The sequence below is a fragment of the Pseudomonas sp. R2-37-08W genome (assembly GCF_003851705.1).
Lineage (GTDB): Bacteria > Pseudomonadota > Gammaproteobacteria > Pseudomonadales > Pseudomonadaceae > Aquipseudomonas.
Genome location: NZ_CP027728.1, coordinates 586440 through 612633, shown reverse-complemented (window position 1 = coordinate 612633; position 26194 = coordinate 586440). Strand labels below are relative to the sequence as shown.

Here is a 26194-nt window from a genome sequence, read left to right as displayed (position 1 = left end):
TCCGTGAATATGCGCCATGACTCCAGCGCCAAAGCGTCGATCTACGCGTTAAATCGTAGATCGAGGCCTCTAGTACGCCTTAAGCAGGCGTTTCTACCAACAAAGCATCCACTCTCTGGAAGCCGCGAGGCAGTTTGTTACCGCGTCGACCGCGCTCGCCCTTGTAGTGTTCAAGGTCGTCGGGGCGCAAGGACAACGTGCGCTTGCCGGCCTGGAGCACCAGGGTTGAGCCTTCCGGGATGACGGCGATGTCGGTCACGTACTCTTCGCGACTGGCCACCCGCTCTCCAGGGATACCGATGATCTTGTTGCCCTTGCCCTTGCCCAACTGCGGCAGGTCGCTGATCTTGAACACCAGCAAACGCCCTTCGGTGGTCACCGAGGCCAGCCAGTTATGCTCGCGATCCTCCACCGGTCGCGGCAGGATCACCTTGGCGTTGTTCGGCAGGCTCAACAACGCCTTGCCCGCCTTGTTCTTGGCCTGCAGGTCTTCACCCTTGACCACGAAACCATAGCCGGCGTCGGACGCGATGACGTACAGCGAATCATCGTCCGGCAACAGCACGCACTCGAAATTCGCCCCCGGCGGCGGCGTGAGGCGCCCGGTCAGCGGCTCGCCCTGCCCGCGCGCTGAGGGCAGGGTATGGGCCGGCACCGAATAACTGCGCCCGGTCGAGTCGATAAACACCGCAAATTGGTTGGAACGCCCAGCCGCCGCAGTCTTGAAGCCATCACCGGCCTTGTACGACAGGCCGGTGGCATCAATATCATGCCCTTTGGCGGAACGAACCCAACCCTTTTCCGACAGAACGACGGTAATTTTCTCGTTAGGCAACAGCTCGGTTTCTGTCAGAGCTTTCGCTTCTGCGCGCTCGACAATCGGCGAGCGGCGGTCATCGCCGTAGGTTTCGGCGTCTTTGATCAGTTCACTGCGCACCAGCTTCTTGAGCTTGGCTTCGCTGCCCAGCAGCGCCTGCAGCTTGGCTTGCTCCTTGAGCAGCGCGTCCTGCTCGTCGCGCAGCTTCATTTCTTCCAGGCGTGCCAACTGGCGCAAGCGGGTGTCGAGGATGTAGTCAGCCTGGATTTCGCTCAGCTCGAAGCGCGCGATCAGCTCGGCCTTCGGGTGCTCGGCGGTACGGATGATATGGATCACTTCATCCAGGTTGAGGTAGGCAATCAGCAAGCCGTCCAACAGGTGCAAGCGGCGCTCGACCTTGTCCAGGCGAAATTGCAGGCGGCGGCGCACGGTCTGCACGCGGAACTCCAGCCATTCCACCAGCAAATTGCGCAGGTTTTTGAGCTGTGGCTTGCCGTCCAGGCCGATGATGTTGACGTTGACCCGGTAGCTGGACTCAAGGTCGGTGCTGGCAAACAAATGCTGCATCAGCACTTCATGATCAACCCGGCTATTGGTCGGGATGATCACGATGCGGCAAGGGTTTTCGTGGTCGGACTCATCGCGCAGGTCGGCGACTTGCGGCAATTTCGACGGTTTTGCCTGCATCAACGCGGCAATCTGCTCCAGCACCTTGGCGCCGGATACCTGATGCGGCAACGCGGTGACAATAATGTCGCCGTCTTCGACGTGGTACACCGCGCGCATGCGCACCGAGCCCTTGCCGGTTTCGTACATCTTCAGCAGGTCGGCGCGCGGCGTGATGATTTCCGCCTCGGTCGGGTAGTCCGGGCCCTGGATATGCTCGCACAGCTGCTCGACCGTGGCTTTTGGCTCATCCAACAGGCGCACGCAGGCCGTGGCGACTTCGCGCAGGTTGTGCGGCGGCACGTCGGTGGCCATGCCAACCGCGATGCCGGTGGTGCCATTTAGCAGGATGTTCGGCAAACGTGCCGGCAATACCAGGGGTTCGTCGAGGGTGCCGTCAAAGTTCGGCCCCCAGTTAGCGGTGCCCTGGCCCAGCTCGCTGAGCAGTACTTCCGAGTAGCGCGACAGGCGCGCCTCGGTATAACGCATGGCGGCGAAGGACTTGGGATCATCCGGCGCACCCCAGTTACCCTGGCCATCGACCAGGGTGTAGCGGTAGCTGAACGGCTGGGCCATCAGCACCATGGCTTCATAGCACGCCGAATCGCCGTGGGGGTGGAACTTACCGAGCACGTCACCGACGGTACGCGCCGACTTCTTGTGCTTGGAATCGGCGTCCAGGCCCAACTCACTCATGGCGTAGATAATGCGCCGTTGTACCGGCTTCAGGCCGTCGCCGATATGCGGCAGGGCACGGTCCATGATCACGTACATGGAGTAGTTGAGGTAGGCATTTTCGGTGAAGTCAGCCAGCGATCGGCGTTCTACGCCATCTAAGCTGTCTGCGAGGATGTCACTCATGCGGGCCTCATCATGGGGTAAGGCGCAACGGAATTGCCGCTGCGCTGATTCAATTCAAATTCGTGACGACTCATGGCTGGGCACTCCAGCCACCGGCCGGGGCGGCGAAACGATAGACCACCGGGCGCTTTTCACCATCGGCACGCGCGCCGAAATTATTGTCGATGCCAATCCAGGCACCGTCGGCGTCCACCACCAGGGCTTCGGCCAGGCCGTAAGGCTGGGGGTAACGCCGCTCGGGCCTCAGGGTTTCGTCGGCAAACGACCAGCACAGCTCAACCTTGGCCGTCACCGTATCGCGCCGGCAAATCTGGAACGCATTACGCTCCAGGGTAAACAGCTTGCCGTTGAACAGCGCCAGGTCGGCAAAGTCCTTCGACACCGCCTTGGCGTTGGGGAACTGCGCCGGCTGCACTTCCAGGCCGGCCTCGCTCAACACCACGCAAGCACCGTCGCAATCCCACACGCTCTGCCCGCGCTTGATCGAAACCAGGCCGCGGCGCTCACGCTCGGCCGCCAGCCAGATCCGATCGCCCTGCGGGTTCACCGTCAGGCCCTCGAACAACGCATTGAAGTGCAGCAACATGCCACTGGCCCGGGCTTCGCGCACCATGCCTGGGGCAATTTTCAGCCACTCGGGATCGCCTGCTACCGGCACCTGCAACACCGCCGCGTGAGCTTCGCTGACGATGTAGCGGTTGCCTGCGGCATCACAGCTGATGCCTTCGAAATCCAGGTCGCCACCGCGAACGAACGAAGCCGCCTTGGTGCGCGAGCGCAAACCCCACGGCAGGCCGGATTCGGGCACGGGGGGTACGTCGATCGCCACCACTTCAGCGGTCCAGGTCGGCGCGCGGGTGTCCAGGCGATAAATCTGCTCATCATCACGGTCCGACACGGTCCACAATTGCTCGCCACATAGCGCCAGGCCCGACAGGTTCCCGCCGCGCATGCCGTCTACCGGATGTTCCGACACCAGCTTGAGCTCAGCCACGGGCGCGGCAACCACAGCGGTGGTCGCCAACCCGCACACCATCAGGATCGCCAGGGCGACGCCTGTGCGCATCAGCCCAGAACCTCGGCCAGGTTGCCTTTGGATTCGAGCCAGGCTTTGCGATCCGGTGCGCGCTTTTTCGCCAGCAGCATGTCCATCATTTCCGACGTGCCGGCGAAGTCTTCCAGGGTCAACTGCACCAGGCGCCGGGTGTTCGGGTCCATGGTGGTTTCGCGCAGCTGCGGCGGGTTCATTTCACCCAGGCCCTTGAATCGCGTGACCTGTGGCTTGCCGCGTTTCTTCTCGGCCACCAGGCGGTCGAGAATGCCATCGCGCTCGGCTTCGTCCAGGGCGTAGAAAATCTCCTTGCCCAGGTCGATCCGGTACAGCGGTGGCATGGCGACGTAGACGTGACCGGCATCCACCAACGGGCGGAAGTGCTGCACGAACAACGCACACAGCAGGGTTGCGATGTGCAGGCCGTCGGAGTCGGCGTCAGCGAGGATGCAGATCTTGCCGTAGCGCAACTGGCTGATGTCCGCCGCGCCCGGGTCGACGCCGATGGCCACGGCAATGTTGTGCACTTCCTGGCTGGCCAGGACTTCGCTGCCGTCGACTTCCCAGGTGTTGAGGATCTTGCCGCGCAACGGCAGGATCGCCTGGAACTCCTTGTCCCGCGCTTGCTTGGCGGAACCACCGGCGGAATCACCTTCCACCAGGAACAGCTCGGAACGCATCGGGTCCTGCCCGGCGCAATCGGCCAGCTTGCCAGGCAATGCCGGGCCCTGAGTGATGCGCTTGCGCTCGACCTTCTTGCTGGCCTTGAGGCGACGACCGGCATTGTTGATCGCCAGTTCCGCCAGGGCCAGGCCCAGCTCCGGGTGTTCGTTGAGCCAAAGGCTGAAGGCATCCTTGACCACACCGGAGACAAACGCCGCCGCCTCGCGGGACGACAGACGCTCCTTGGTCTGGCCGGAGAATTGCGGCTCCTGCATTTTCATCGAAAGCACGAAGGCGATGCGCTCCCACACGTCTTCCGGCGCCAGCTTCACGCCGCGTGGCAGCAGGCTGCGGTATTCGCAGAATTCACGCATGGCATCCAGCAGGCCCTGGCGCAAGCCATTGACGTGGGTGCCGCCCTGGGCAGTGGGGATCAGGTTGACGTAGCTTTCCTGCACGCTGTCGCCGCCTTCGGGCAACCACAACAGCGCCCAGTCGACGGCTTCCTTGTTACCGGCCAGGCTGCCGCAGAACGGCGCGTTGGGCAGACGCTCGAAGTCGCTGACGGAGTCTTCCAGGTAGGAGCGCAGGCCGTCTTCGTAGTGCCACTCGACCTTCTCGCCCGTGCCTTTGTCTTCAAAGCTCACCAGCAGGCCCGGGCACAGCACGGCCTTGGCCTTGAGCACGTGCTTGAGGCGGCTGATGGAGAATTTCGGCGAATCGAAGTATTTCGGGTCCGGCGCGAAGTACACGCTGGTGCCGGTATTGCGCTTGCCAACGGTGCCGATCACCTGCAGGTCGGTGGCTTTGTAGCCATCGGCGAAGGTCATCTCGTACTCGTTGCCGTCGCGCTTGACCTTGACCCGGACGTGGTTCGACAGCGCGTTGACCACCGAAATACCCACGCCGTGCAGGCCGCCGGAGAACTGGTAGTTCTTGTTGGAGAACTTGCCGCCGGCGTGCAGCTTGGTAAGGATCAGCTCGACGCCCGACACGCCCTCCTCGGGGTGGATGTCCACCGGCATGCCGCGACCGTCATCGGACACTTCCAGGGAGTGATCGGCGTGGAGAATGACCTGCACCGACTTGGCGTGGCCGGCCAGGGCTTCGTCAACGCTGTTGTCGATGACTTCCTGGGCGAGGTGGTTCGGCCGACTGGTGTCGGTGTACATGCCGGGGCGTTTGCGCACCGGGTCGAGGCCCGAGAGGACTTCGATGGCGTCGGCGTTATAAGAGCTAGCGCTGGGAGTGGCCATGGGGTCTCGTCGTGAGTCGTTCGATTAAAAAGTGACCCGCGATTTTTACAGTGACGAAAAATCGAAGGATTGATACTGATCTGCGCCAATGCCGGCAAAGCTCAACAGTGCCGGCAATTGCTGGGCGAACCCTTGGTAACCATGGTCGCCACCGGCCTGGATGCGCAAGGCACAGGCCCGGTAATACTGCTGGGCCAGGCGATAATCCAGGGTTTCATCCCCAGTCTGCAACCACACCTGATAACGCGCGGCGTCTTGAGGAGCCGGCACTTCCAGCTCGGCCAATGCCGTGACGTGGTCGTGGGTCAATTCCCAGGTTTCATCGGTGTAGAGGTTCTTCTGGGTGCCCAGATAACCGTCAAACATCCGATGGGGGCTGACCGCCGGGTTGACCAGCAACGCCTTGAGGCCATGGCGTTCGGCAAGATGGGTTGCATAGTAGCCGCCGAGTGAGCTTCCCACCAGCAGTGGCCGACCCAGTTGCGCGATGGCTTCCTCCAATTGAGGAATCGCCTGACGCGGATGGTGATGCAGGGCCGGTACACGCAACTGGTCGGCCAGGCCGAGGCTGTCCATCACGGTCATCAACTGGCTGGCCTTGTTGGACGCCGGTGCGCTGTTGAAACCGTGGATATACAAGATTGCGGACATGCCGGGCTCTCCATGCTTGCGCCAAAGAGGCGCAGTTTACAGGTAACAGCGGGGTCGTGGGTGCAGCCCATCGCCGCTGGCGTTACTATCCGTTCCACGACCCTTAAGCACCTGATCGGTTGCAAACTGCTCACTTTTTGATCAGCGCACCCTTTCTTCATTGCTTGTGGAATTCGCCAGTACTGGCGGCGCGTTAAATAGGTCGCCGAGCGGGAAAACAGCATGCAACTGGAATGGCTTGAGGACTTTATTGAACTGACCCGCACCCGCAGCCTGTCGCGCGCGGCGGAAAATCGGTGCGTCACGCACCCCGCGTTCGGGCGACGTATCCGGGCGCTGGAAGAATGGGTCGGCACGCCATTGATCGAACGTACACAACCGGTGTCATTGACCCCTTGCGGCGCGCTGTTTCTGGATGCTGCAACCCAATCGCTGGAACTGCTGACCGCCGTCAGAGCGCAATTCAAAGGTGGCCCCCTGAGCCGCGATGAACCCGTGCGTATCGCCACCGGGCGAACCCTGGCCTGTGACTTCTTCCCCGACTGGTACGAGTCGCTGCACCCGCAATTGGGCAGTTTTGCGGTGTCACTGCTCACCAGCGGTGCGCAAGAGGCCATCAGCCGGCTGTCGGCTGGCGAAGTCGATCTGCTGCTGAGCTTTTCCAGCCCGCTGACCCAGTCATTGATCGACCCGCAGCGTTTTGACTCTCGAGTGCTGGCAAAGGAGCAATTGCTACCGGTCAGTGCGCCGGACGCTCAGGGCCAACCGCGCCAGCAGATAGCCGCAGGCAGTAACGCCCTCTCCATTCCCTGGCTGGCCTTTTCACCCTCCCTTGCGCTGCGCGGCGTGCTGGCGCAGCACCTGGAGCGACTGCCACAGCGCCTGGCGTTGCGGATGGTTTACCAGGCCGATTCCTATGATGCGATTCTGGAAATGGCCAAGCGTGGCAAGGGCCTTGCGTGGTTACCGCAGATGGTCGTCAACGATGCGCTGGCGTCGGGCGAACTGCTGATTGCAGGCGGCGCCGAGTTTTGCGTCAGCTTCGACGTCTCGCTGCATCGGTTACGCGATAACCAGAGCGAGATGGTGATGAAGATATGGGAAGCGTTGGCAGCGTTTGAAACGCTGCCGCCCTCCTCATAACCGCCCGTTTTTTCCGCTTCACCACCGCTACCAGCCACGGCTGGCCTGGCCCGTGCCAAAACAGCTCAAACCTGTGCCAAATCAGCAATTGCCGCTACACCGCTATTGATTCACTTTCATCCGGGCTTTCACCCATAACAATTAACGCTTTCGATCTCGCCAGGCCGCGTAGCAGCTTGGGCGAATCCGAATGCCAAACGTGAAATACACCCGGGGCACACCCATGACCGCTCAATCACCCGTCTTACCCTCGGCAACGACCCCAGCCCGACGAGGCCCATGGAAGGAAATCATCGCTGCCAGTTTCGGCAATGCGCTGGAGTTCTATGATTTGTTGATCTACGGCTATTTTGCAGTCGTCATCGGCAAACAGTTTTTCCCCTCCGATAACGAAACCACCTCACTGTTGCTGGCCGTGGGCTCATTCGGCATTTCCTTTCTGATGCGTCCGCTGGGCGCCATTGTGTTGGGTTCCTATACCGACAAAGCCGGGCGAAAGGCCTCGCTGACACTGTCGATCATGATCATGTTGCTCGGCACCGCAATAATCACTTTCGCACCCACCTATGAACAGATTGGCTTGGCCGCGCCGCTGTTAATCATCGTTGCGCGCATGCTTCAGGGGTTCTCCACAGGCGGTGAGTTCGGCGCCGCGACGGCGTTTATGGTCGAACACGCAGACGCCAGGCGCCGGGGCTTCTTTGCCAGCTGGCAACTGTCCACCCAAGGGCTGGCAACCGTTCTGGCAGCGGGGGTCAGCGCGATCCTCAGTTATGTACTGTCGGATGTGCAGTTGAACGAATGGGGCTGGCGCGTCGCATTCGGTTTCGGCCTGCTGATCGGGCCGGTGGGCTATTACATTCGTACACAAATCGATGAAACCCCGGACTTCAAGAAAACGCTGGTCAGCAGCACGGCCAAAACCCCGCTGCGAGATGTCTTGATCAAGGGGCATGTCAGCCTGCTGCTGGCTATTGGTGTAGTGGCCGGTGCGACCGCATTCAATTATGTCCATAAGTTGTACATGCCGATCTACGCGTTCAAGCAACTGAACATCGCCGCCACATCTTCTTACCTCGGGGCGCTGATGACGGGCGTGACGTTAATGCTGATGGCGCCGGTATTTGGCGGGCTTTCCGACCGCTACGGACGATACCGGGTACTGACCATTGCGCTGTTGATTACCGGGTTTTCGTCTTACCCGATGTTCGTGCTGCTCAACACCTTCCCCAGCTTCACCACACTGCTGATCGTGCAAGCCCTTGTTGGCTTGTTGATCGCAGCCTGCCTGGGGCCGATTCCAGCGATGCTTTCCGACATTTTCCCGACCAGCATTCGCGGCACGGGCCTGGCGCTGAGCTACAACTTTTCCGTCACCCTGTTTGGTGGTTTTGCGCCATTGATCGTGACCGCGTTGATCGAAGCCAGCGGCAGCAAGCTCGCACCGAGCTTTTACGTGATGGGGACCATCTTGATCAGTGTCGTGTCGATCGTCTGCCTCGGCCGGCGTATGCGCGGTACGCAACCTTCGGCCAGTTGAGCCGAGCACTTATGAAAGCCAGCTTCCCATGATTGTCGCGTCCTATCTGGCGACACGTCGAAACGTTGGTCTATCGGAGACAGAAATGAGAACCTTAGAGCAAGTGCGTGCATCCCTGAAGCCATATCCGGTTGAGGTTAACTTCCCCGACCTCAGCCCATGGAAAAACGGTAATGGCGGGATCGACTACGTTTACAGCTTCGACAGCGGCGAACCGGGGCCGCATGTTTTGATCATGGCATTGACCCATGGGAATGAAGTCAGCGGAGCCATCGCGGTAGACACCCTGTTACGCAGCGGTATACGCCCGCGCAAGGGCCGCTTGTCACTGGCGTTCGGCAACGTTGAGGCCTATCAACGCTTCGACCCGCAAAACATCGACGCGTCCCGCTTCATTGACGAGGACATGAACCGTGTCTGGCTGCCATCCGCATTGGACGGCGAGCGAGAGTCTGTCGAGTTGTGCCGCGCCCGTGAGCTGCGACCGCTGATCGACGACGTCGATTTTCTGCTCGATATCCATTCAATGCACGAAGAGTCCCCCCCCCTGATGATGTGCGGGGCGTGCGCCAAAGGCCTGGCATTTGCAAAATCGTTGGGTGTACCGGCCACCGTCGTCGCCGACGCCGGCCACGCCAATGGTCGACGCATGCGTGACTACGGCGGGTTTGGTGACGCCAAAAGCACCAAAAACGCGCTGCTGATCGAAACAGGTCAGCACTTTTCAAAAAAGAGCGAACACGTCGCCCTCGATATAGCCGCTCGTTTCCTGGTGGCGACTGAAACCGTCGCCGGGGCCGACGTTTCGAGATTTCTAAGCCGGGAACAGCCCGTTGCCCAGCACTGTTTGCAGGTCACCGATCCGGTGATCGCGAACAGCATGGACTTCAGTTTTACCGATGATTTCCGTGGCCTGGAACGGATCGCTCACGCGGGAACAGTGATCGCCCGAGACGCCGAACGCGAAATCCTCACGCCGTATGACAACTGCGTGCTGATCCAACCCTCGCTGCGGCACTTGGGGCAAGGCGTTACCGTGGTCAGGTTGGCGAAGGCGCTGGACCTATAGCCGCGCCGTCGGTGGTCAATAGCCGTTGCTGCCGTAGTCCACCTGGAACGCGAAGCCTTGGAGCCTTTCTACGCCGGTATCCAACCGCCCGTCGGCATGCAGGCGCAGCCAGCGATAGCCCGGCGCTTGCTCGCTGACCTTGAAGTCCTCACTGCCGGGTGCGAACTGGAGGCACGTGGACGGCGAAGCCAGCAGGCGTACACCGTTGCGCTCGCGGTCGATTTCCTGGTGCACATGGCCCCAGAGCACCGCCTTGACCTGCGGGAAGCGGTCGAGCACGGCAAACAACGCATCGGGGTTGCGCAGGCCGATAGGCTCCATCCAGGCACAGCCGATCGACATCGGGTGATGATGGAAGCACACCAGATGATGCCGGTTCGGCGCTTCGCTCAAGGCCTGGGCGAGTAATTGCAGTTGCTGGTCTTGCAGGTAGCCGGGCACGGAGCCGGGTACGGCGGAGTCCAGCAGGATGATGCGCCAATTGCCGACATCGACCACCGGCTCCAGCAGGTCGCTGTGCACGGCAGCCTGGGCCATGATCTGCGGCTCATCGTGGTTGCCGGGAATCCAGCGCGCGGGAGCACCTATCGGCGCAGTCATATCGCGAAATTGCTGGTATGACGCCAGCGTGCCGTCCTGGGACAGATCCCCGGTGGCCAGCACCAGATCGATAGACGGCTGTTGTTCGCGGACCAATTCGATCACCCGCTGCAGGCTCTCGCGGGTATTCATACCCAGCAGCGTACTGTCGGCCTCGGCAAACAGATGGCTGTCGGTCAGCTGCACCAGCAGCACAGCGTCAGGGTTCACGGCGGATACGCTCGGCAAGGCGCTCTCCCTAGCAATCACAGGAATAGATAGTTGGGGCAATTATGCTGGGGCAGGACACAAAGAGGAAACCTGGACAAACGGACACCGTTCACATCTACCGCACGACTTCGAACTCATGGCCCAAGGCCAGGCAGTGGCTCAACCATTCGCCAAGGAACACATTGAGCTGGGCTTTCTCGTCGGGCTGGTGCATGAACACATTCGGGTAAGGATAGATGCTGCGAAAGCGCCGTGCATGTTCGGCGCTGATCACTTCGGCCATGCGCGCATCGTGGTACACCTGCACTTCCAGCTCCGGCACCGGCAGCCACGGCAGGCTGTGTTCCTGGCGCACGCGCAGGGTGGTGGTGTACGGGCAATTGACGATGACTTCCAGGGCCAGCACGCCGAGCATCTGGTCGCCGTGGGTCACGGCAATGCGCCGCGCCTCGGGCGCGTGGCGCATGTCGGGCAGCAGGCGCATCAGCCGCGCGTAGTTGGCCTCGCACGCGGCTTGCAGCCCGATCAGGTCGACCCGATAACGTTCCCGTGCCTTTACTGCCATAACCCCCTCACTTCCGCGCGATTAAGCGCAAGCCATTGCAGGGCGATAATGCTGGCTGCGTTGGAAATCTTACCGTCGCGTACCGCCTGCAAGGCATCTTCGAATGCCCAGGTGGTGACGCGGATGTCTTCTGCCTCTTCTTCCAATCCATGGATACCACCGGCCTGGGAGCTGTCGCAACGGCCCAGGTACAAGTGGACAAATTCGGTGCTGCCGCCAGGCGAGGGGAAATACTTGGTGATCGGCCACAGCGCGGAGAACGTCAGCCCAGCTTCCTCCTCGGCTTCGCGGTGTGCAACCTCCTCCGGCTGCTCGTCCTTGTCGATCAGGCCGGCGACCATTTCCACCAGCCAGGGGTTGTCGGTGCGGCCCATGGCGCCCACGCGGAACTGCTCGATCAGCACCACTTCATCGCGCTGCGGGTCGTAGGGCAGCACGCACACCGCATCATGGCGCACGAAGACTTCACGATTGATCACGCGGCTCATGCCGCCGTCGAACTTCTCGTGGCGCAACTGCACGCGATCGAGCTGGTAGAAGCCCTTGTAGGCAGAGTCGCGCTGAACAATCTCGATTTTATTCGGCGTCGACTTCGTAAAATCCGTCATATCCTTCCTCGTCATAAGCCGTGCAATGGGCGCCATCCTAACGCGCCCATGCAGGTTGGCGCAGCCCCTTTCCGGTTGCCGGGATAGACGGCGGGCGTCAAACTCACTCTAATCAGTCTAGTGGCGAACTGGCGGTCCTGTTGGCAGTCCAAGCGCTACTCTTTTCGCTTTCCATCGATTTACGAAGGACACACATGTCGCTTTTAAAAATCGCCTCCGTGGCTTGTATTGCCTTGACCCTGGGTGCCTGCCAGAGCCTGTTCCAACCCAGCCAGCTCAAGCCGCTGGACGTTACCACCGACAAGTCGGAGCAAACCAGGCCCGGCTGCGGCAGCCCTGATTGCCCGCTGGTGAACATCGATACCGTGCATTTCCCCGCCGACCCGCAACTCGACAGCCTGGTGGAGCAGCGCTTGCTGCAAATGACCCGCACCAGCCCCGGCGCCAGCGTTCCGGCAACCCTGAATGCCTACCGGGACAAGTTCCTGCGCGAATCCCCCGACCGCCACAGCATGTATTTGCAGGCCAAGGTACGCGAGCAGCATGACGCCCTGGTGATCGTCGAAGTGTCCAGCTACCTGGACACCGGCGTGGCCCACGGTGAGCCTGGCCGCGGGTTCATCAACTATTCACGTGTGCTGCATAAAGAGCTGGGCCTGGCCGACATGCTGTTGCCCGGCCAGGAGCAGGCCTTCTGGAATACGGCAAAAGTTGCCCATAACAGTTGGTTGATCAATACCAAAATGGACCGCGATCCGGAGTTCGTGAAGAACTGGCCGTTCCAGAAAACCCCGAACGTGGCCTTGACCAGTGGCGGCGTGGTGCTCAAGTACAACGTGAGCACCATCGCCCCGTATGCACAGGGGTTGATCGAAATCACCATCCCCTATGCGCGCCTGACCGGTGTGATCAAGCCTGAACTGATGCCCGCGCGCCACTGACCGCCCGCCCCAGGATGAACTGCAGCAGCCCCGCCAGCAGCAATGCCGGCAGGGTTGCGCCGATATCCGGATAGAGGTTGGCCAGCACATGATAGGTAGCGATGCCGCCCAGCCAGGCCACCAGCGCTGGCCAGTGCAGCTGGGTCACCGCGCCCTGGCGCCGATGGCGCAGGATGAAGTGATCCACCAGTACCACGCCGAACAGTGGCGCAAATACTGAACCGATCAGCAACAGGAAGTTCTGGTATTGCGCCAAGGGCGCAAAGCAGGCAATCAGGGTGCAAAGCACACCGATAGCCAACGCCAGGTGCTCGACCTTCAAGCGCAGCAGAATACCGCTCGACACCGCTGCCGAGTGAATATCGGCAAACGCGTTTTCCGACTCGTCCAGCAGGATCAGCAACAGCGGAATACCCAGGCCGGCGCCGGCCAGGGCCAGCAGCAATGCATTGACCTCACCGCTTGGCGCAAATGCCAGGGTGTAGGCCACCCCCAGGCTCATCAGCCAGAAATTACCCACAAAGAACCCCAGCGCAGTGCCGCCGAACACGCTTTTGGCGCGCTTGCCGAAGCGTGAGTAGTCGGCAATCAACGGCAGCCAGGACAGCGGCATGGCGATGGCAATGTCGAAGCCCACCGCAAACGGCATCGAGCCATCACCGGCCTGGGCCCACAGGGCAGCGAGGTCGGCCTTGACGAACAGGTTCCAGGTCAGCCACAGGCAGGCCGCAAGCAGCAGCCAGATACCCCATTTGCGCAGGACCTGGCGCACGAAGGTCAGCGGGCCGCTCACCGCCAGCAAGGTGGCAAGGCCGCCGAAGAACAGCGTCCACAGCAAGGGGCTCGCCAGCAGGCTGCCTTCGCTGAACGCTCTTGTGCCCAGCAGACTGGCGGCATCGCGCATCACGATGATTTCGAACGAGCCCCAGCCAATCAATTGCAACAGGTTCAACAGCGCCGGCAGGCTGGCGCCCTTGGCACCGAGGCTGAGCTTGAGTGCGGCCATGGCGGACAAGCCGGTGTCGCTGCCGATCACACCGACGGATGCCAGCAACAGCACGCCCACCAGGGTGCCAAGGAAGATGGCCAACAATGAGCCGGACAAACCCAGGCCCGGCGCCAACAGCGCGCCGGTTTGCAGGACCATCAGGCCGATGCCGAGGGAGAACCACAGGGAGAACAGGTCGCGGGCGCCGAAGACGCGCTTGTCGGTGGGCACCGCGATGTCGGGGGAGTAGGTACTCGGTTGAATGTTCAAGGGGGTATCTCTGAGGGGCTGATCGTTCCCACGCTCTGCGTGGGAATGCCGCTTTGGACGCTCTGCGTCCGCCTTTGTGACGCGGAGCGTCACGGGATGCATTCCCACGCGGAGCGTGGGAACGATCATGGGTTTCAGACTTTTTTGTACAGCTGACTGCCTTCCTGCTTGAACCGCTCCGCCTGCTCTGCCAGGCCCTTGGCCACGTCCACATCCACCGCTTCAATGCGCTGGTTAGCGGCGTACTCACGCACTTCCTGGGTAATCTTCATCGAGCAGAATTTCGGCCCGCACATCGAGCAGAAATGCGCGACCTTGGCCGAATCCTTCGGCAGGGTTTCGTCGTGATAGGAACGCGCGGTGTCCGGGTCCAGGCCGAGGTTGAACTGGTCTTCCCAGCGGAACTCGAAGCGTGCCTTGCTCAGCGCGTTGTCGCGTATCTGCGCACCCGGATGGCCCTTGGCAAGGTCGGCAGCATGCGCCGCGATCTTGTAGGTAATGATGCCGGTCTTCACGTCATCCTTGTTCGGCAAGCCCAGGTGTTCCTTGGGCGTGACGTAGCAGAGCATGGCGCAGCCGAACCAGCCGATCATCGCCGCGCCGATACCGGAGGTGATGTGGTCATAGCCTGGCGCAATATCGGTGGTCAGCGGCCCGAGGGTGTAGAACGGCGCTTCGTCGCAGCACTCCAGCTGCTTGTCCATGTTTTCCTTGATCAACTGCATCGGCACGTGGCCCGGGCCTTCGATCATGGTTTGCACGTCGTGCTTCCAGGCGATCTTGGTCAGCTCGCCAAGGGTTTCCAGTTCACCGAATTGCGCGGCGTCGTTGGCGTCGGCGATCGAGCCAGGGCGCAGGCCGTCGCCTAGGGAGAAGCTGACGTCATAGGCCTTCATGATTTCGCAGATCTCGTCGAAATGCGTGTAGGTGAAGTTCTCTTTGTGGTGGGCCAGGCACCACTTGGCCATGATCGAGCCGCCACGGGACACAATGCCGGTGACGCGCTTGGCGGTCAGCGGTACGTAGCGCAACAACACGCCGGCGTGGATGGTGAAGTAGTCGACGCCCTGCTCGGCCTGTTCGATCAAGGTGTCACGGAACAGCTCCCAGGTCAGGTCTTCGGCGGCGCCGCCGACTTTTTCCAGGGCCTGGTAGATAGGCACAGTACCGATCGGCACCGGCGAGTTGCGGATGATCCACTCGCGGGTTTCGTGGATGTGCTTGCCGGTGGACAGGTCCATCACCGTGTCCGAACCCCAGCGAATACCCCAGGTCAGTTTCGCCACTTCTTCTTCAATGGACGAGCCCAGCGCGCTGTTGCCGATGTTGCCGTTGATCTTCACCAGGAAGTTACGGCCGATGATCATCGGTTCCAATTCGGTGTGGTTGATGTTGGCCGGAATTATCGCGCGGCCACGGGCGATTTCTTCACGCACAAATTCAGGGGTGATGATTTTCGGCACGCTGGCGCCGAAGCTGTGGCCGGCGTGCTGCTGGTCAAGCAAGCCACCGGCGCGGGCTTCTTCAAGCTTCATGTTTTCGCGGATGGCAACGTATTCCATCTCGGCGGTGATGATGCCCTTGCGCGCGTAGTGCATCTGCGTGACGTTAGCCCCGGCCTTGGCGCGGCGCGGGTTCTTTACATGGGCGAAACGCAGGGCAGTCAACTCGGCATCGCTCAGGCGCTGTTGACCGAAGTGCGAACTCAGGCCCGACAGGCGCTCGGTGTCGCCACGGGATTCGATCCAGGGCGAGCGCACATCGCCCAAGCCTTTGCGCACGTCGATGATCACGTTGGGGTCGGTGTACGGACCGGAGGTGTCGTAGACCACCACGGGCGCGTTGATTTCGCCGCCGAAATCGGTGGGCGTCACATCCAGGCTGACCTCGCGCATCGGCACACGAATGTCCGGGCGAGTGCCTTGTACGTAGATTTTCTGCGAGCGGGTAAACGGCTGCACGGAGCCGGAGTCGACCTTGGCCGATTCACTCAGGTGCACGGTGTTTTTCAGCTTTGTACTTTTTATTTCTGTGCTCATCACGGGCTCTCCAACTCTCCAGGCGGTGGATGTTTGTCGGAGCGAACCTGTGACGGACGGAGGCACTGGAACCAGTGCTGTGCTTGGCGCACGAGGGCTGTTCGATTGTCGAACAACATCCCGGACGAAGCACAAGAGGACTCGCCGGGTGACGAGAAATCTTGTTCCCTACGCAGGCGCTAACCTGATCAGGTTCAACGGGATCCGGTATTTACCGATCTCAGCCTTCCAACAAGGCACCCCGACAAGAACGCGGCCAGTCTAGACCATGGCGTGGGCAAATTGCCAATGGCGCCGCATTGGGCACGATAAATGGCGTGATTGCAGGATTGTTGTGCCGCGGTCCGGCCACTACACTCCGGAGCTGCCTCAAGGCTTGACGCTCCAGTTGGGTCACCGTAGCCTTGGCTAACAAATTATCATCGTAATATTTACTCAGGGATCGACTCATGCTGCGCAAACTTTCACTGGCAGTTGCCGTGTCTTGTGCGACCCACACAATGGTCTGGGCAGCTGAAGCGCCCTTGTCTGCCAGGACCGACCTGGTCAGCGTCTATCAGGAAGCGGTGGACAACAACGCTGATCTGGCCGCCGCACGCGCCCAGTACGGCGCGCAGAAAGAAGTGGTGCCCCAGGCCCGCGCCGGGTTGCTGCCGAACCTGACCGGCGGCGCTGATATCAACAACGTACGCACCCAGATCGACACGCCGGCCGCCACCGCCAATCGCGATGCGCACTCCTGGCGTGCAACCCTGAGCCAGCCGCTGTTCCGTGCCGACCGCTGGTTCCAGTTGCAAGCTGCCGAAGCCACCAACGAGCAGGCGGCGCTGCAGCTCTCGGCGACCGAACAGAACCTGATCCTGCAGAGCGCCGAAAGCTACTTCGCCGTGCTGCGCGCCCAAGACAACCTGGCCTCGACCAAGGCCGAAGAAAATGCCTTCAAGCGTCAGTTGGACCAGTCCAATGAACGCTTCGATGTGGGCCTGTCGGACAAGACCGACGTGCTGCAATCCCAGGCCAGCTATGACACGGCACGGGCCAACCGTATCCTCGCCCAGCGCCAGGTGGAAGACGCCTTCGAGGCGCTGATCACCCTGACCAATCGCCAATACAATTCGATCCAGGGCATTGTCCATACGCTGCCGGTGTTGCCGCCGCTGCCGAACGACGCCAAGGCCTGGGTCGAAACCGCCGGCCGCCAGAACCTGAACTTGCTGGCCAGCAACTACGCCGTCACCGCCGCCGAAGAAACCCTCAAGCAGCGCAAGGCGGGCCACGCGCCGACCCTGGACGCGGTGGCGCAGTACGAAAAAGGCGATAACGATGCCCTGGGTTTCAGCAACCCGAATGCGTTCGGTACGCCCTATCGCGGTGACGTCGAACAGCGCACCATCGGCCTGCGCCTGAACATTCCGATCTACAGCGGCGGCCTGACCAGCTCCCAGGTCCGTGAGTCCTACTCGCGCCTGGGCCAGACCGAACAGCAACGCGAAGGCCTGCGCCGCCAGGTCGTGGAAAACACCCGCAACCTGCACCGCGCGGTGAATACCGACGTGGAGCAGGTACAGGCGCGCCGCCAGTCGATCATCTCCAACCAGAGTGCGGTGGAAGCCACGGAAATCGGCTATCAGGTGGGCACGCGCAATATCGTCGACGTGCTCGACGCCCAGCGCCAGCTCTATGCGTCGGTGCGCAATTACAACAATAGCCGCTACGACTACATCCTCGACAACCTGCGCTTGAAGCAGGCTGCGGGCACGTTGAACCCAGGGGATCTGCAGGACCTGACGCGCTACCTCAAGGCCGACTACAACCCGGACAAGGACTTCCTGCCACCGGACCTGGCCAAAGCCGCCGCCGAGCAATTGAAGGCCCGCCCAGGTTCTTGAGAACACTGCAAAACCAATGTGGGAGGGGGCTTGCTCTCGATGAGGGAGTGTCAGTCAAAACTACTTGAGCTGACAGACCGCTATCGGGAGCAAGCCCCCTCCCACAGTTGGTTCAGTGTTGATTCAGTGATTTATCAGTCTGTCCAGCCCATCCAGCAAGCGCTTAAGCGCGCCCTGGTTGGCCTGCATCACCTTCAACCCCGCCTCTGCCATCCTGCGCGCATCCTGTGGCAACTCGAACAGCTGCCGCACCGCCTCGGCCAAGCCTTCTGCATCATCCACCTCACGCAACGCCCCGGCGTCGCGCATCATCGCGGTGATTTCCAGGAAGTTGAACAGGTGCGGCCCCATGATCACCGGCTTGCCCAGCGCGGCCGGCTCCAGCGGGTTGTGCCCACCGGTCGGGACCAGGCTGCCGCCGACAAAGGCGCTGTCGGCCAAGGCGTAGAGAAACAGCAACTCGCCCATGGTGTCGCCGAGCAACACTGAGGTGTTTGCGGTGACCGGCTCGCCACTGGAACGACGTACCGTGGCAAAGCCCTGCTGCACGCAACGCTCAAAGGCCGGGTCAAAGCGTTCCTGGTGACGCGGTACCAGGATCAGCAAGGCATTGGGATAGCTGGCGAGCAATTGGCGATGGGCCGCAAGCACGACTTCGTCTTCACCTTCGTGGGTGCTGGCGGCGATCCACACCGGCCGCTCGCCGGCACCCCATTGTTCGCGCAGGGCGGCGGCGCGGGCCGGCAGTTGCGGGTCGACGGTCAGGTCGAACTTGATCGAGCCGGTGACTTCAACGGTTTCAGGACGCGCGCCGAGGCTGCGAAAGCGTTCGGCCTCGGTCTCGGTCTGCACCGCAATCAAGTTCATTTGCGCCAGCATCGGCGCGGTCAGCCTGGCAAACCGGGCGTAGCCCTTGGCCGAGCGCGCCGACAACCGCGCATTGGCCAGGGCCACCGGAATACCGCGCTGGGCGCAGGCGTGAATATGGTTAGGCCACAACTCGGTCTCCATGATCACCGCGAGCCTAGGCTGTACCCGGTCGAGGAAACGCTTGGCGGCGCAGGGCAAGTCGTACGGCAGATAACAATGTTGAATGCGCGGCTCATTGGCGAACAGCGCCTGGATGCGCTCGGAACCGGTGGGCGTCATGCAGGTGACGGTCATCGGCAACTGTGGATAACGCTCCAGCAGGGCGCGGATCATCGGCGCGGCGGCAATGCTTTCGCCCACCGACACCGCATGCACCCAGATGCCGCCGGGCTGCATCACCGGCAAGCCATAGGAAAACCGCTCGCCCACGCGCTTGGCATAGGCCGGCGCCTTGCGCGCGCGCAACCATAGACGTAAAGCCACCAACGGCAGCGCGAGGTAAAACAGACAGCTGTAGAGAGTTCTATTCATGGCGGCGGAGTTTATCGGCTTTTTCAGTCGATCGCCTGCAGGCACTCGGCAAAACGTTCCGCCAAAAAACGCGCGGCGGGCCCAAGGGGCTCATCGCGGCGCCACACCAGTTCAACCACCAGCGCCGGCGGGGTCCATTCGCTGTCCAGTTCAACCATCTGTTGCTGGTAGGTCGGGTATTGCACGATATGCCGTGGCAACCACGCCCAACCAAGGCCGCTCATCAGCCATTCGGCCAATACGTAGAAGCTGTCGGCCCGCCACACCAGCGGGCTGGCGGCTTCACTGCCGGGGTAGACGCTGGTCTGGGTCGACATCAGCAACTGGCGAAACTGCGCCAGTCGTTGGCAATCCACGTACTTTTCCGTGGCCAATGGGTGATTCACTCCACACACCGTGACCATTTCCACACTGCCCACCACCCGCCGTTCGAGGGCTTCGGGGATCTGGTCGTGGTAGAACAACAGGCCCAGGTCGGCCTGGCGTTCCACCAACTTGCGCGCCACATCGCCCTGAGCGGCGCTGGACAGCTGCACTTCAAGCAACGGATAGCGCACGGCCAGCGCTTCCAAGCTGTCGAGCACCGGCTGGAACAACATCGCCTCGTCCTGGGCCAGGCGCAGGCACGCTTCCTCGCCACGGGTCAACGACAACGCCCGTCCCGTCAGGCGCTCGCACTGGCGCAGCACTTCACGCGCCTCCTCCAGCAACACACCGCCGGCTTCAGTCAGGCGCGGCTGGCGGCCGCTGCTACGCTCGAACAGGCTGACGCCGAGGTCCGCCTCCAGCATCGCAATAGCGTTGCTGATGGCCGATTGCGCCTTGCGTTGCCCGCGCGCCACGGCAGAGAACGAACGCTGCTCGGCTACGCTGACAAACAGGCGCATCTGTTCCAGATCCCACTGCACGCTCATGGCTGAACCTATCTTGAATTCGGATAGGTAATGACTTTACCCCATCTGTTGAACCTCTAGAATGCCGACCTTATCAAACGAGCTTCACCTTGAGGAACGCACCATGAACGCCGCCTACTGTTACCTGGCCATCGCCATCTGCTCGGAAGTGATCGCAACCGTTTCCATGAAAGCCATCAAGGGCTGGAGCACGCCGATTCCGCTGTTGCTGGTGATCGTCGGTTACGGCGTGGCGTTCTGGATGCTCACGCTGGTGGTGCGCACGGTGCCGGTGGGCGTGGCTTATGCCGTCTGGGCGGGGATGGGCATCGTGATGGTCAGCGTTGCAGCGCTGTTCATCTACGGGCAGAAGCTGGACATCCCGGCCATGCTGGGGATGGGCCTGATTGTGCTGGGCGTAGTGGTGATTCAGCTGTTCTCGAAAACCGCCGGTCACTGACCACCACTCAACAGCCTGTATACTGCGCCTCTTGTCTTGAACATTGAGGTCGCCGATGCCATCCGTTATTTCCACCGACGTTCTGATTGTCGGCGCCGGGGTTGCCGGCCTCTGGCTCAATGCGCGCCTGCGCCGCCAGGGGTTTTCCACGGTGCTGGTGGAAAGCGCGACCCTGGGTGGCGGGCAAAGTGTGAAGTCCCAGGGAATCATCCACGGCGGTGCGAAATACGCCCTGCACGGCGCCCTCACCGGCGCCTCCGAAGCGATTGCCGACATGCCGCGCCGCTGGCGTGAAGCCCTGGCCGGCACTGGCGAGCTGGACCTGTCCGGCGTGCGCCTGCTCTCCGAAGCCCACTACCTGTGGTCCCCCGGCACCCTCGCCGGTAATCTCACCAGCTTTTTCGCCAGCAAGGCCGTGCGTGGTCGCGTCGATCAGGTCAAGGGCGACGAACTACCCCCGGCGCTGCAAGATCGCCGCTTCAAGGGCAAAGTCTATCGCCTGGCGGAGTTGGTAGTGGACGTGCCGAGCCTGATTGAACGCCTGGCGCACCTGGCCGGTGACGGTTTGTTCGCAGGCCGGCAGATCGAACCGCTGCTCGACGGCGACACGCTGGTCGGCTTGAAGGTTGATGGCCGCGACGTTCGCGCCCAGCGCATTGTATTGAGCGCCGGCGCCGGTACGGCAGAGCTGCTGGCGGCCCTGGGCTTGAGCCAGCCGGCGATGCAAACCCGCCCGCTGCACATGATCATCGCCAAAGGCCCGGGCCTCAAGCCGTTGTATGCCCACTGCCTGGGCGGCGGCACCAAGCCGCGCCTGACCGTGACCACCCACCCGGCCGCCGACGGTCGCTGGGTGTGGTACATCGGTGGCGATATCGCCGAGGCCGACGGCGTGGCACGCACGCCGCAAGAGCAGATCGCCACCGCCCAGAAAGAGCTTGCCCAGTTGTTGCCGTGGATCGACATGAGCCAGACCCAGTGGGCCACCCTGCGCGTCAACCGCGCCGAGCCACTGCAATCGGGCCTGACCCGTCCCGACAATGCCTTCGTTGCCGAACAGGGTCGCCTGTTGGTGGGCTGGCCGACCAAGCTGGCCCTGGCACCGGACTTCGCCGACCGCGTGATCAACAGCCTGGAACGCGATGGCATCCGCCCAAGCGCCAGCGCCCCCCTGCCCGAGCTGCCAAAGCCGGCTATTGGCCAACCCGCCTGGGAGCAACTGTTGCCATGAGCCTGCCAACCCTGCACGACCTGCATCGCCCCCTGGGCAGCACCGGCTTGCTGGTGTCGCCGCTGGGCCTGGGCACCGTCAAGCTGGGCCGCGACCAAGGGGTGAAATATCCCAGCGGCTTCAAGATTCCAGATGACGACGAGGCGCGGATGTTGCTGCGCCAGGCGCGCCAGCTGGGCATCAACCTGATCGACACCGCGCCCGCCTACGGCCGCAGCGAAGAGCGCCTCGGGCCTCTGCTGCGCGGCCAGCGCAAGGATTGGGTGATCGTCAGCAAGGTCGGTGAGGAATTCGAAGCGGGCGTTTCCCGCCACGATTTCAGCGCTGCCCATACGCGGATGTCGATCGAGCGCAGCCTGAAAAGACTTGAAACGGATTTTATCGACCTGGTGCTGGTGCACTCCGACGGTAACGACTTGCATATCCTCAATGAGTGCGAGGTGTACCAGACCCTGGCGGCGCTGAAAAAAGAGGGCAAGATTCGCGGTTTCGGCTTCTCCGGCAAGACCGTTGAAGGCGGCGTGAAGGCGCTGGAACAGGGTGATTGCGCAATGGTCACTTACAATTTGAACGAGCAAGCTGAAAAAGCCGTCATTGAATACGCGGCGGCCCATGGCAAGGGCATCCTGGTGAAAAAAGCCCTGGCCAGCGGCCACGTGTGCCTGGAGCCTGGAATGGATCCAATTCAGGCCAGTTTCATGTTGTTGTTTGCGCAAACGGGCGTCGCCAGTGCTATTGTCGGGACCATTAATCCGCTGCACCTGGCCCATAACGTGGCAACCGCTGCCCGAGTCATCCGTCAACTCTGATGCCGCCCACGCGGCCGACCCCGTCGCAAAAAGGAGCCGACATGCCGCGTACGCTCATAAGAAAGAACCCCAGCAACTTCAAGACACTGCCGCTGCACGTAGAAGCCACACCCGAAGGCCTGAGCTACCAGAGCGTCGGCATGCCGCTCAACTTCGCCCAGACCCTGCAACGGCGCAAGCCGGTCGAGGTGCCGGACGCCGAACGCTTCACCCTGGAGCTGGCGAACCTCGGCGTCTCGGTGCGCCTGACGCTGCACTGGCAAAACAAGGATTACTGGGTTCTGGTGCGCCAGCGGCGCCAGGATCGCGGCGATGTGGTGCTCAAGCTGATCTCCGGCTACGTCCCGGCCCATGAACTGAACCTGCCGCTGCATACCGCCATCCAGGAAATTGCCGAAGAGTGCTTGCTGGAAACTCCGGAAGGCTGGCTCGGCGGGCGCTTCAACGACACGTGGCTGCCGGCGCCCTACTCCGCCGCGCTGCATTACCGTGAAGCGTTGCCGTTTCGCCTGAGCCCGCTGTCCGGCGCCGCGCGCCCGGTGCGCTGTGCGACCACCCAATTGATCGAGCGCCCACGGGCCTATGTGCACCTGCCGACGGCGTCACTGCAGCTGATTTACGATCTGCGCCTGGAAGTGCCGAAAGAGGCCAAGTCGCTGAGCCTGTTTCATGTGGATGAGCGCCTGGAAGGTGACCAACTGGTGGCGCGCCTGGATCGACAGCGTCCGGATCTGTACTTGATGCCGCTCAAAGACGGCGAGCCGCTGGCCGAGCTGTACACGGTCAAGAAAGATCAGTTGTACCCGGCGAGCACGCGTGGTCTGTACCTGGCCGAAAGCTTCGCCCAGCAGGAGGGCTGGCTGGTGCGTGATGAGCGGATTCGCTGGAAGGACTGGCTGCGCCAGCAAGGCCTGGCAGAACCGGAAAAAGAGTCGAAGCTTAAGCGCTTGACCGGCAAGGCGCAGCAGATGCTGCGCAAGATCGTGCCGAAAAAAAAAGCCAGGGACTGAAGCGTTAATGCTATCGCTAAGGAGCAAGCCGGACGGCTCTACCCACCCAGCTCCTACATGGAGAGACGTCAGCCGTTCAACAAACGCTCCAGGCCAACCTTCAAGAGAGTAGGCTCAGGCGGCTTGAAACTGGCCAGCAACCTTTGGTTATTCGCCCTTGAATGCCGAATGTCTCCGGGGCGCGCCGGCTCGTACGTCACAGCAGGCAACGAGCCCAGCGCCTCTTCCAACGCGTGCAGGACCTGCTTGAGGGTGGTGGTGCGGTTCCAGCCGACGTTAATAGCCCCAAAGGGTGCGCCTGGCGCTTCGACGGCTTGCACCAGTACCTCGACCAAGTCTTCAACGTACATGAAATCGCGGGTCTGCTCACCGTCGCCGAACACCGAAATAGGCAAACCTCGTTGGGCACGCTCGCTAAAAATGCTGATCACGCCAGAGTACGGTGATGACGGATCCTGGCGTGGTCCGAAAATATTGAAAAAGCGAAAAATCACCGGTTCCAGGCCATGCTGACGGCGATAGAAATCAAAGTAGAACTCACCTGCCAACTTGTCCGAAGCATAAGGTGTCAACGGAGCTTTAGCAGTCTCCTCTTCAATCGAAGCACCTTCCCCATTGTTGCCATACACAGCTGCGCTGGAAGCAAATACCACACGCTTTACGCCGGCCTTGCGCATGCCTTCGCAGACATTCAAGGTACCTACGAAATTGCTCTGATGCGTGCCGACTGGATCATCCACTGATGCTTGTACCGAAGCTACCGCCGCCAAGTGCACCACCGCCGTCACGCCTACAGCGGCCCGCTCCACCTCTTCGGCATTGGCGACGTCACCTTCAATTAGATCGACTCGCCGGTTATCGAGCGGCAAATTGCTTCGCTTGCCCGTGGATAGGTTATCCAGCACGCGCACCCAATAGCCTCTCGCAAGCAGCGCATCAACCAAATGCGAACCGATAAAGCCAGCGCCACCGGTGATCAGAACCCACTTTTTAGTATCAATCATTATTACGGATCTTCTCGACGATAGCTGTGGTCGAGCTGTTTTCCACCAGCCCCAACACTTTGACCGTGCCACCGTAGGCGCTGACGATGTCCGCACCCACTACCTGGTCGACGGAATAGTCACCACCCTTGACCAGCACGTCTGGCTTGACTTGGGCCAACAGGTTTTCCGGGGTGCCTTCAGAAAAGCTGATCACCCAGTCCACCGCACCCAAACCCGCCAGTACCGCCATGCGCCGGTCGACGCTATTGATCGGGCGGCCAGGGCCTTTTAAGCGACTGACGGACGCGTCATCGTTGACCGCGACGATCAGGCGATCGCCCTGGGCGCTCGCTTGCTCAAGATAAGTCACATGGCCGGCGTGCAGGATGTCGAAGCAACCGTTGGTGAAGACAATGCTTTCGTTATGGGCGCGAGCGTCGTCAATCGCCAACAGCAATTGCTCGAGCCCCAGCACCCCGCGTTCCGAGCCTTCGGAGCGCTGGATGGCGCGGCGCAACTCGGGTGCGCTGATGGCAGCGGTGCCCAGCTTGCCAACCACGATGCCCGCCGCCAGGTTGGCCAGGGCCACGGCGTGGGGCAGCTCCTCACCCGCGGCGATGGACGCGGCCAGGGTGGAAATCACCGTGTCACCGGCGCCGGTGACGTCGAACACTTCCCGCGCACGCGCCGGCAGGTGCATCGCCGGATGGCCTGGACGCAGCAGGGTCATGCCGTGCTCGCCACGGGTCACCAGCAGGGCGCCGAGCTCAAGATCGGCCATCAGCGCCGCGCCCTTGCTCACCAGCTCGTGCTCATCGGCGCAACCACCGACGACGGCTTCGAACTCGCTGAGGTTTGGCGTGATCAGGCTGGCGCCGCGATAAATCGAGAAGTCCTTGCCCTTGGGATCGGCCAGCACCGGAATGTTGCGGGCCTTGGCGGCCTGGATCAGCACCTGGTGGTTCTTCAAGGCGCCTTTGCCGTAGTCAGACAACACCAGCACCTTGATGCCTTCGAGCAACTCCTCTACCTGGCTATTGAGGGCCAGGGCGTCGGTGGCGAAGGGTTCTTCGAAATCGATGCGCAGCAATTGCTGGTGACGGCTCATGACTCGCAGCTTGACGATGGTCGGCTGATGAGCGATGCGCTGGAATAATGCGCGCACGCCCGCCCCGCGCAGGCTGTTGGCCAGGCTGTCGGCCGCTTCGTCGTCACCGGTCACACCCACCAGAGAGGCCGGGGCGCCGAGCGCGGCAATATTGAGGGCGACGTTGGCAGCGCCACCTGGACGGTCTTCGATTTGCTCGACCTTGACGACCGGTACCGGCGCCTCAGGGGAAATCCGTGAGGTACCACCATGCCAGTAACGGTCGAGCATGACATCGCCGACCACCAAGACAGGGGCTTGATTGAATCGCGGCATGGACAACTTCATGGAGCAACCCACATACAAAATGAACAGGGGCGCGATATTAGCACAGGGTTTGCGCTGGCTTGCGACTGGCGCGACGCCGAATATAGCGCAGGGCAAATGTGGGAGGGGGCTTGCCCCCGATGGCGCTGTATCAGCCAGCACT

22 protein-coding genes and 1 riboswitch are annotated in these 26194 nt (G+C 61.6%); of the genes, 9 read left to right on the top strand and 13 right to left on the bottom strand.

Features of this window, described 5'->3' with window-relative positions; genetic code table 11:
• Positions 1-79: 79 nt before the first annotated feature.
• From parC to C4J93_RS02545, 4 genes are all read right to left on the bottom strand, one after another.
• Complete coding sequence (gene parC, locus C4J93_RS02560; RefSeq protein ID WP_124369376.1) at positions 80-2344, bottom strand: DNA topoisomerase IV subunit A; 2265 nt, start codon at positions 2342-2344, stop codon at positions 80-82.
• A 70-nt stretch (positions 2345-2414) separates the two neighbouring features.
• Positions 2415-3410, bottom strand: coding sequence for an esterase-like activity of phytase family protein (locus tag C4J93_RS02555; RefSeq protein ID WP_124428514.1), 996 nt, complete (start codon positions 3408-3410; stop codon positions 2415-2417).
• Positions 3410-5314: a DNA topoisomerase IV subunit B gene (gene parE / locus C4J93_RS02550; RefSeq protein WP_124406137.1), complete on the bottom strand. Its 1905-nt coding sequence runs from the start codon at positions 5312-5314 to the stop codon at positions 3410-3412. Before parE ends, C4J93_RS02555 begins: the two co-directional genes overlap by 1 nt.
• 45 nt (positions 5315-5359) lie before the next feature.
• On the bottom strand, positions 5360-5965 hold the full coding sequence (locus C4J93_RS02545; protein ID WP_124402879.1) for a YqiA/YcfP family alpha/beta fold hydrolase: 606 nt from the start codon (positions 5963-5965) through the stop codon (positions 5360-5362).
• A 222-nt stretch (positions 5966-6187) separates the two neighbouring features.
• Between C4J93_RS02545 and C4J93_RS02540 the strand changes: the two genes are divergently transcribed.
• From C4J93_RS02540 to C4J93_RS02530, 3 genes are all read left to right on the top strand, one after another.
• Positions 6188-7108, top strand: a complete 921-nt coding sequence (locus C4J93_RS02540; RefSeq protein ID WP_124428513.1) for a LysR family transcriptional regulator — start codon at positions 6188-6190, stop codon at positions 7106-7108.
• Positions 7109-7331: 223 nt separating this feature from the next.
• Positions 7332-8648, top strand: coding sequence for an MFS transporter (locus C4J93_RS02535; RefSeq protein ID WP_124428512.1), 1317 nt, complete (start codon positions 7332-7334; stop codon positions 8646-8648).
• Positions 8649-8733: 85 nt separating this feature from the next.
• On the top strand, positions 8734-9717 hold the full coding sequence (locus C4J93_RS02530; protein ID WP_124428511.1) for a M14 family metallopeptidase: 984 nt from the start codon (positions 8734-8736) through the stop codon (positions 9715-9717).
• Between the two features lie 15 nt (positions 9718-9732).
• Here the strand turns inward: C4J93_RS02530 and cpdA are convergent, their stop codons facing one another.
• The 3 genes from cpdA to C4J93_RS02515 all read right to left on the bottom strand — a co-directional run bounded on the left by cpdA (position 9733) and on the right by C4J93_RS02515 (position 11700).
• On the bottom strand, positions 9733-10545 hold the full coding sequence (cpdA, locus tag C4J93_RS02525; protein WP_124428510.1) for a 3',5'-cyclic-AMP phosphodiesterase: 813 nt from the start codon (positions 10543-10545) through the stop codon (positions 9733-9735).
• A gap of 97 nt (positions 10546-10642) precedes the next feature.
• A complete protein-coding gene (locus C4J93_RS02520) occupies positions 10643-11092 on the bottom strand; it encodes a DUF1249 domain-containing protein (protein WP_124369369.1) in 450 nt (149 codons plus the stop codon).
• Positions 11083-11700 carry an NUDIX domain-containing protein gene (locus C4J93_RS02515; RefSeq protein ID WP_124360997.1) on the bottom strand — a complete coding sequence of 206 codons (618 nt, stop codon included), beginning with the start codon at positions 11698-11700 and terminating at the stop codon, positions 11083-11085. Before C4J93_RS02515 ends, C4J93_RS02520 begins: the two co-directional genes overlap by 10 nt.
• Positions 11701-11894: 194 nt before the next feature.
• Here C4J93_RS02515 and C4J93_RS02510 point away from each other — a divergent pair, with 194 nt between their 5' ends.
• Positions 11895-12641: an RsiV family protein gene (locus C4J93_RS02510; protein ID WP_124428509.1), complete on the top strand. Its 747-nt coding sequence runs from the start codon at positions 11895-11897 to the stop codon at positions 12639-12641.
• Here C4J93_RS02510 and cytX read toward each other — a convergent pair.
• Both cytX and thiC read right to left on the bottom strand, forming a co-directional pair.
• On the bottom strand, positions 12610-13899 hold the full coding sequence (gene cytX, locus C4J93_RS02505) for a putative hydroxymethylpyrimidine transporter CytX (RefSeq protein ID WP_124428508.1): 1290 nt from the start codon (positions 13897-13899) through the stop codon (positions 12610-12612). The genes C4J93_RS02510 and cytX overlap by 32 nt on opposite strands.
• A 134-nt stretch (positions 13900-14033) precedes the next feature.
• Positions 14034-15938: a phosphomethylpyrimidine synthase ThiC gene (thiC, locus tag C4J93_RS02495; RefSeq protein WP_124369367.1), complete on the bottom strand. Its 1905-nt coding sequence runs from the start codon at positions 15936-15938 to the stop codon at positions 14034-14036.
• A 148-nt stretch (positions 15939-16086) separates the two neighbouring features.
• A riboswitch (TPP riboswitch) is annotated at positions 16087-16192 on the bottom strand.
• Between the two features lie 195 nt (positions 16193-16387).
• Here thiC and C4J93_RS02490 point away from each other — a divergent pair.
• The gene (locus tag C4J93_RS02490) at positions 16388-17827 is read left to right on the top strand and encodes a TolC family outer membrane protein (protein WP_124360993.1); all 1440 of its coding nucleotides are present in this window, start codon (positions 16388-16390) and stop codon (positions 17825-17827) included.
• Positions 17828-17950: 123 nt separating this feature from the next.
• On the opposite strand, the gene waaA is transcribed toward C4J93_RS02490, so the two are convergent.
• A complete protein-coding gene (gene waaA, locus C4J93_RS02485) occupies positions 17951-19228 on the bottom strand; it encodes a lipid IV(A) 3-deoxy-D-manno-octulosonic acid transferase (protein WP_124428507.1) in 1278 nt (425 codons plus the stop codon).
• 23 nt (positions 19229-19251) lie between these two features.
• Positions 19252-20142 carry a LysR family transcriptional regulator gene (locus C4J93_RS02480; RefSeq protein WP_124428506.1) on the bottom strand — a complete coding sequence of 297 codons (891 nt, stop codon included), beginning with the start codon at positions 20140-20142 and terminating at the stop codon, positions 19252-19254.
• 103 nt (positions 20143-20245) lie between these two features.
• Between C4J93_RS02480 and C4J93_RS02475 the strand changes: the two genes are divergently transcribed.
• The 4 genes from C4J93_RS02475 to C4J93_RS02460 are packed head-to-tail and all read left to right on the top strand — an operon-like array spanning position 20246 to position 23631.
• Entirely contained in the window at positions 20246-20581 is a 336-nt protein-coding gene (locus C4J93_RS02475; protein ID WP_124369364.1) for a multidrug efflux SMR transporter, read from the top strand.
• Positions 20582-20636: 55 nt separating this feature from the next.
• A complete protein-coding gene (locus tag C4J93_RS02470) occupies positions 20637-21812 on the top strand; it encodes an FAD-binding oxidoreductase (protein ID WP_124428505.1) in 1176 nt (391 codons plus the stop codon).
• On the top strand, positions 21809-22621 hold the full coding sequence (locus tag C4J93_RS02465; protein ID WP_124428504.1) for an aldo/keto reductase: 813 nt from the start codon (positions 21809-21811) through the stop codon (positions 22619-22621). The genes C4J93_RS02470 and C4J93_RS02465 overlap by 4 nt, the downstream gene beginning before the upstream one ends.
• Positions 22622-22662: 41 nt before the next feature.
• Entirely contained in the window at positions 22663-23631 is a 969-nt protein-coding gene (locus C4J93_RS02460) for a metal ABC transporter ATPase (protein ID WP_124413669.1), read from the top strand.
• A 68-nt stretch (positions 23632-23699) separates the two neighbouring features.
• Here the strand turns inward: C4J93_RS02460 and C4J93_RS02455 are convergent, their stop codons facing one another.
• The gene (locus C4J93_RS02455) at positions 23700-24635 is read right to left on the bottom strand and encodes an NAD-dependent epimerase/dehydratase family protein (RefSeq protein WP_124360986.1); all 936 of its coding nucleotides are present in this window, start codon (positions 24633-24635) and stop codon (positions 23700-23702) included.
• Positions 24628-26052, bottom strand: coding sequence for a bifunctional D-glycero-beta-D-manno-heptose-7-phosphate kinase/D-glycero-beta-D-manno-heptose 1-phosphate adenylyltransferase HldE (hldE, locus tag C4J93_RS02450; RefSeq protein WP_124428503.1), 1425 nt, complete (start codon positions 26050-26052; stop codon positions 24628-24630). The genes C4J93_RS02455 and hldE overlap by 8 nt, the downstream gene beginning before the upstream one ends.
• Between the last annotated feature and the right edge of the window lie 142 nt (positions 26053-26194).

Bases quoted from the DNA above. Each gene is read 5' to 3' on its own strand.
- parC (WP_124369376.1), bottom strand. From the start codon at position 2,344: ATGAGTGACATCCTCGCAGACAGCTTAGATGGCGTAGAACGCCGATCG.
- C4J93_RS02555 (WP_124428514.1), bottom strand. From the start codon at position 3,410: ATGCGCACAGGCGTCGCCCTGGCGATCCTGATGGTGTGCGGGTTGGCG.
- parE (WP_124406137.1), bottom strand. From the start codon at position 5,314: ATGGCCACTCCCAGCGCTAGCTCTTATAACGCCGACGCCATCGAAGTC.
- C4J93_RS02545 (WP_124402879.1), bottom strand. From the start codon at position 5,965: ATGTCCGCAATCTTGTATATCCACGGTTTCAACAGCGCACCGGCGTCC.
- C4J93_RS02540 (WP_124428513.1), top strand. From the start codon at position 6,188: ATGCAACTGGAATGGCTTGAGGACTTTATTGAACTGACCCGCACCCGC.
- C4J93_RS02535 (WP_124428512.1), top strand. From the start codon at position 7,332: ATGACCGCTCAATCACCCGTCTTACCCTCGGCAACGACCCCAGCCCGA.
- C4J93_RS02530 (WP_124428511.1), top strand. From the start codon at position 8,734: ATGAGAACCTTAGAGCAAGTGCGTGCATCCCTGAAGCCATATCCGGTT.
- C4J93_RS02520 (WP_124369369.1), bottom strand. From the start codon at position 11,092: ATGGCAGTAAAGGCACGGGAACGTTATCGGGTCGACCTGATCGGGCTG.
- C4J93_RS02515 (WP_124360997.1), bottom strand. From the start codon at position 11,700: ATGACGGATTTTACGAAGTCGACGCCGAATAAAATCGAGATTGTTCAG.
- C4J93_RS02510 (WP_124428509.1), top strand. From the start codon at position 11,895: ATGTCGCTTTTAAAAATCGCCTCCGTGGCTTGTATTGCCTTGACCCTG.
- thiC (WP_124369367.1), bottom strand. From the start codon at position 15,938: ATGAGCACAGAAATAAAAAGTACAAAGCTGAAAAACACCGTGCACCTG.
- C4J93_RS02490 (WP_124360993.1), top strand. From the start codon at position 16,388: ATGCTGCGCAAACTTTCACTGGCAGTTGCCGTGTCTTGTGCGACCCAC.
- waaA (WP_124428507.1), bottom strand. From the start codon at position 19,228: ATGAATAGAACTCTCTACAGCTGTCTGTTTTACCTCGCGCTGCCGTTG.
- C4J93_RS02480 (WP_124428506.1), bottom strand. From the start codon at position 20,142: ATGAGCGTGCAGTGGGATCTGGAACAGATGCGCCTGTTTGTCAGCGTA.
- C4J93_RS02475 (WP_124369364.1), top strand. From the start codon at position 20,246: ATGAACGCCGCCTACTGTTACCTGGCCATCGCCATCTGCTCGGAAGTG.
- C4J93_RS02470 (WP_124428505.1), top strand. From the start codon at position 20,637: ATGCCATCCGTTATTTCCACCGACGTTCTGATTGTCGGCGCCGGGGTT.
- C4J93_RS02465 (WP_124428504.1), top strand. From the start codon at position 21,809: ATGAGCCTGCCAACCCTGCACGACCTGCATCGCCCCCTGGGCAGCACC.
- C4J93_RS02460 (WP_124413669.1), top strand. From the start codon at position 22,663: ATGCCGCGTACGCTCATAAGAAAGAACCCCAGCAACTTCAAGACACTG.
- C4J93_RS02455 (WP_124360986.1), bottom strand. From the start codon at position 24,635: ATGATTGATACTAAAAAGTGGGTTCTGATCACCGGTGGCGCTGGCTTT.
- hldE (WP_124428503.1), bottom strand. From the start codon at position 26,052: ATGAAGTTGTCCATGCCGCGATTCAATCAAGCCCCTGTCTTGGTGGTC.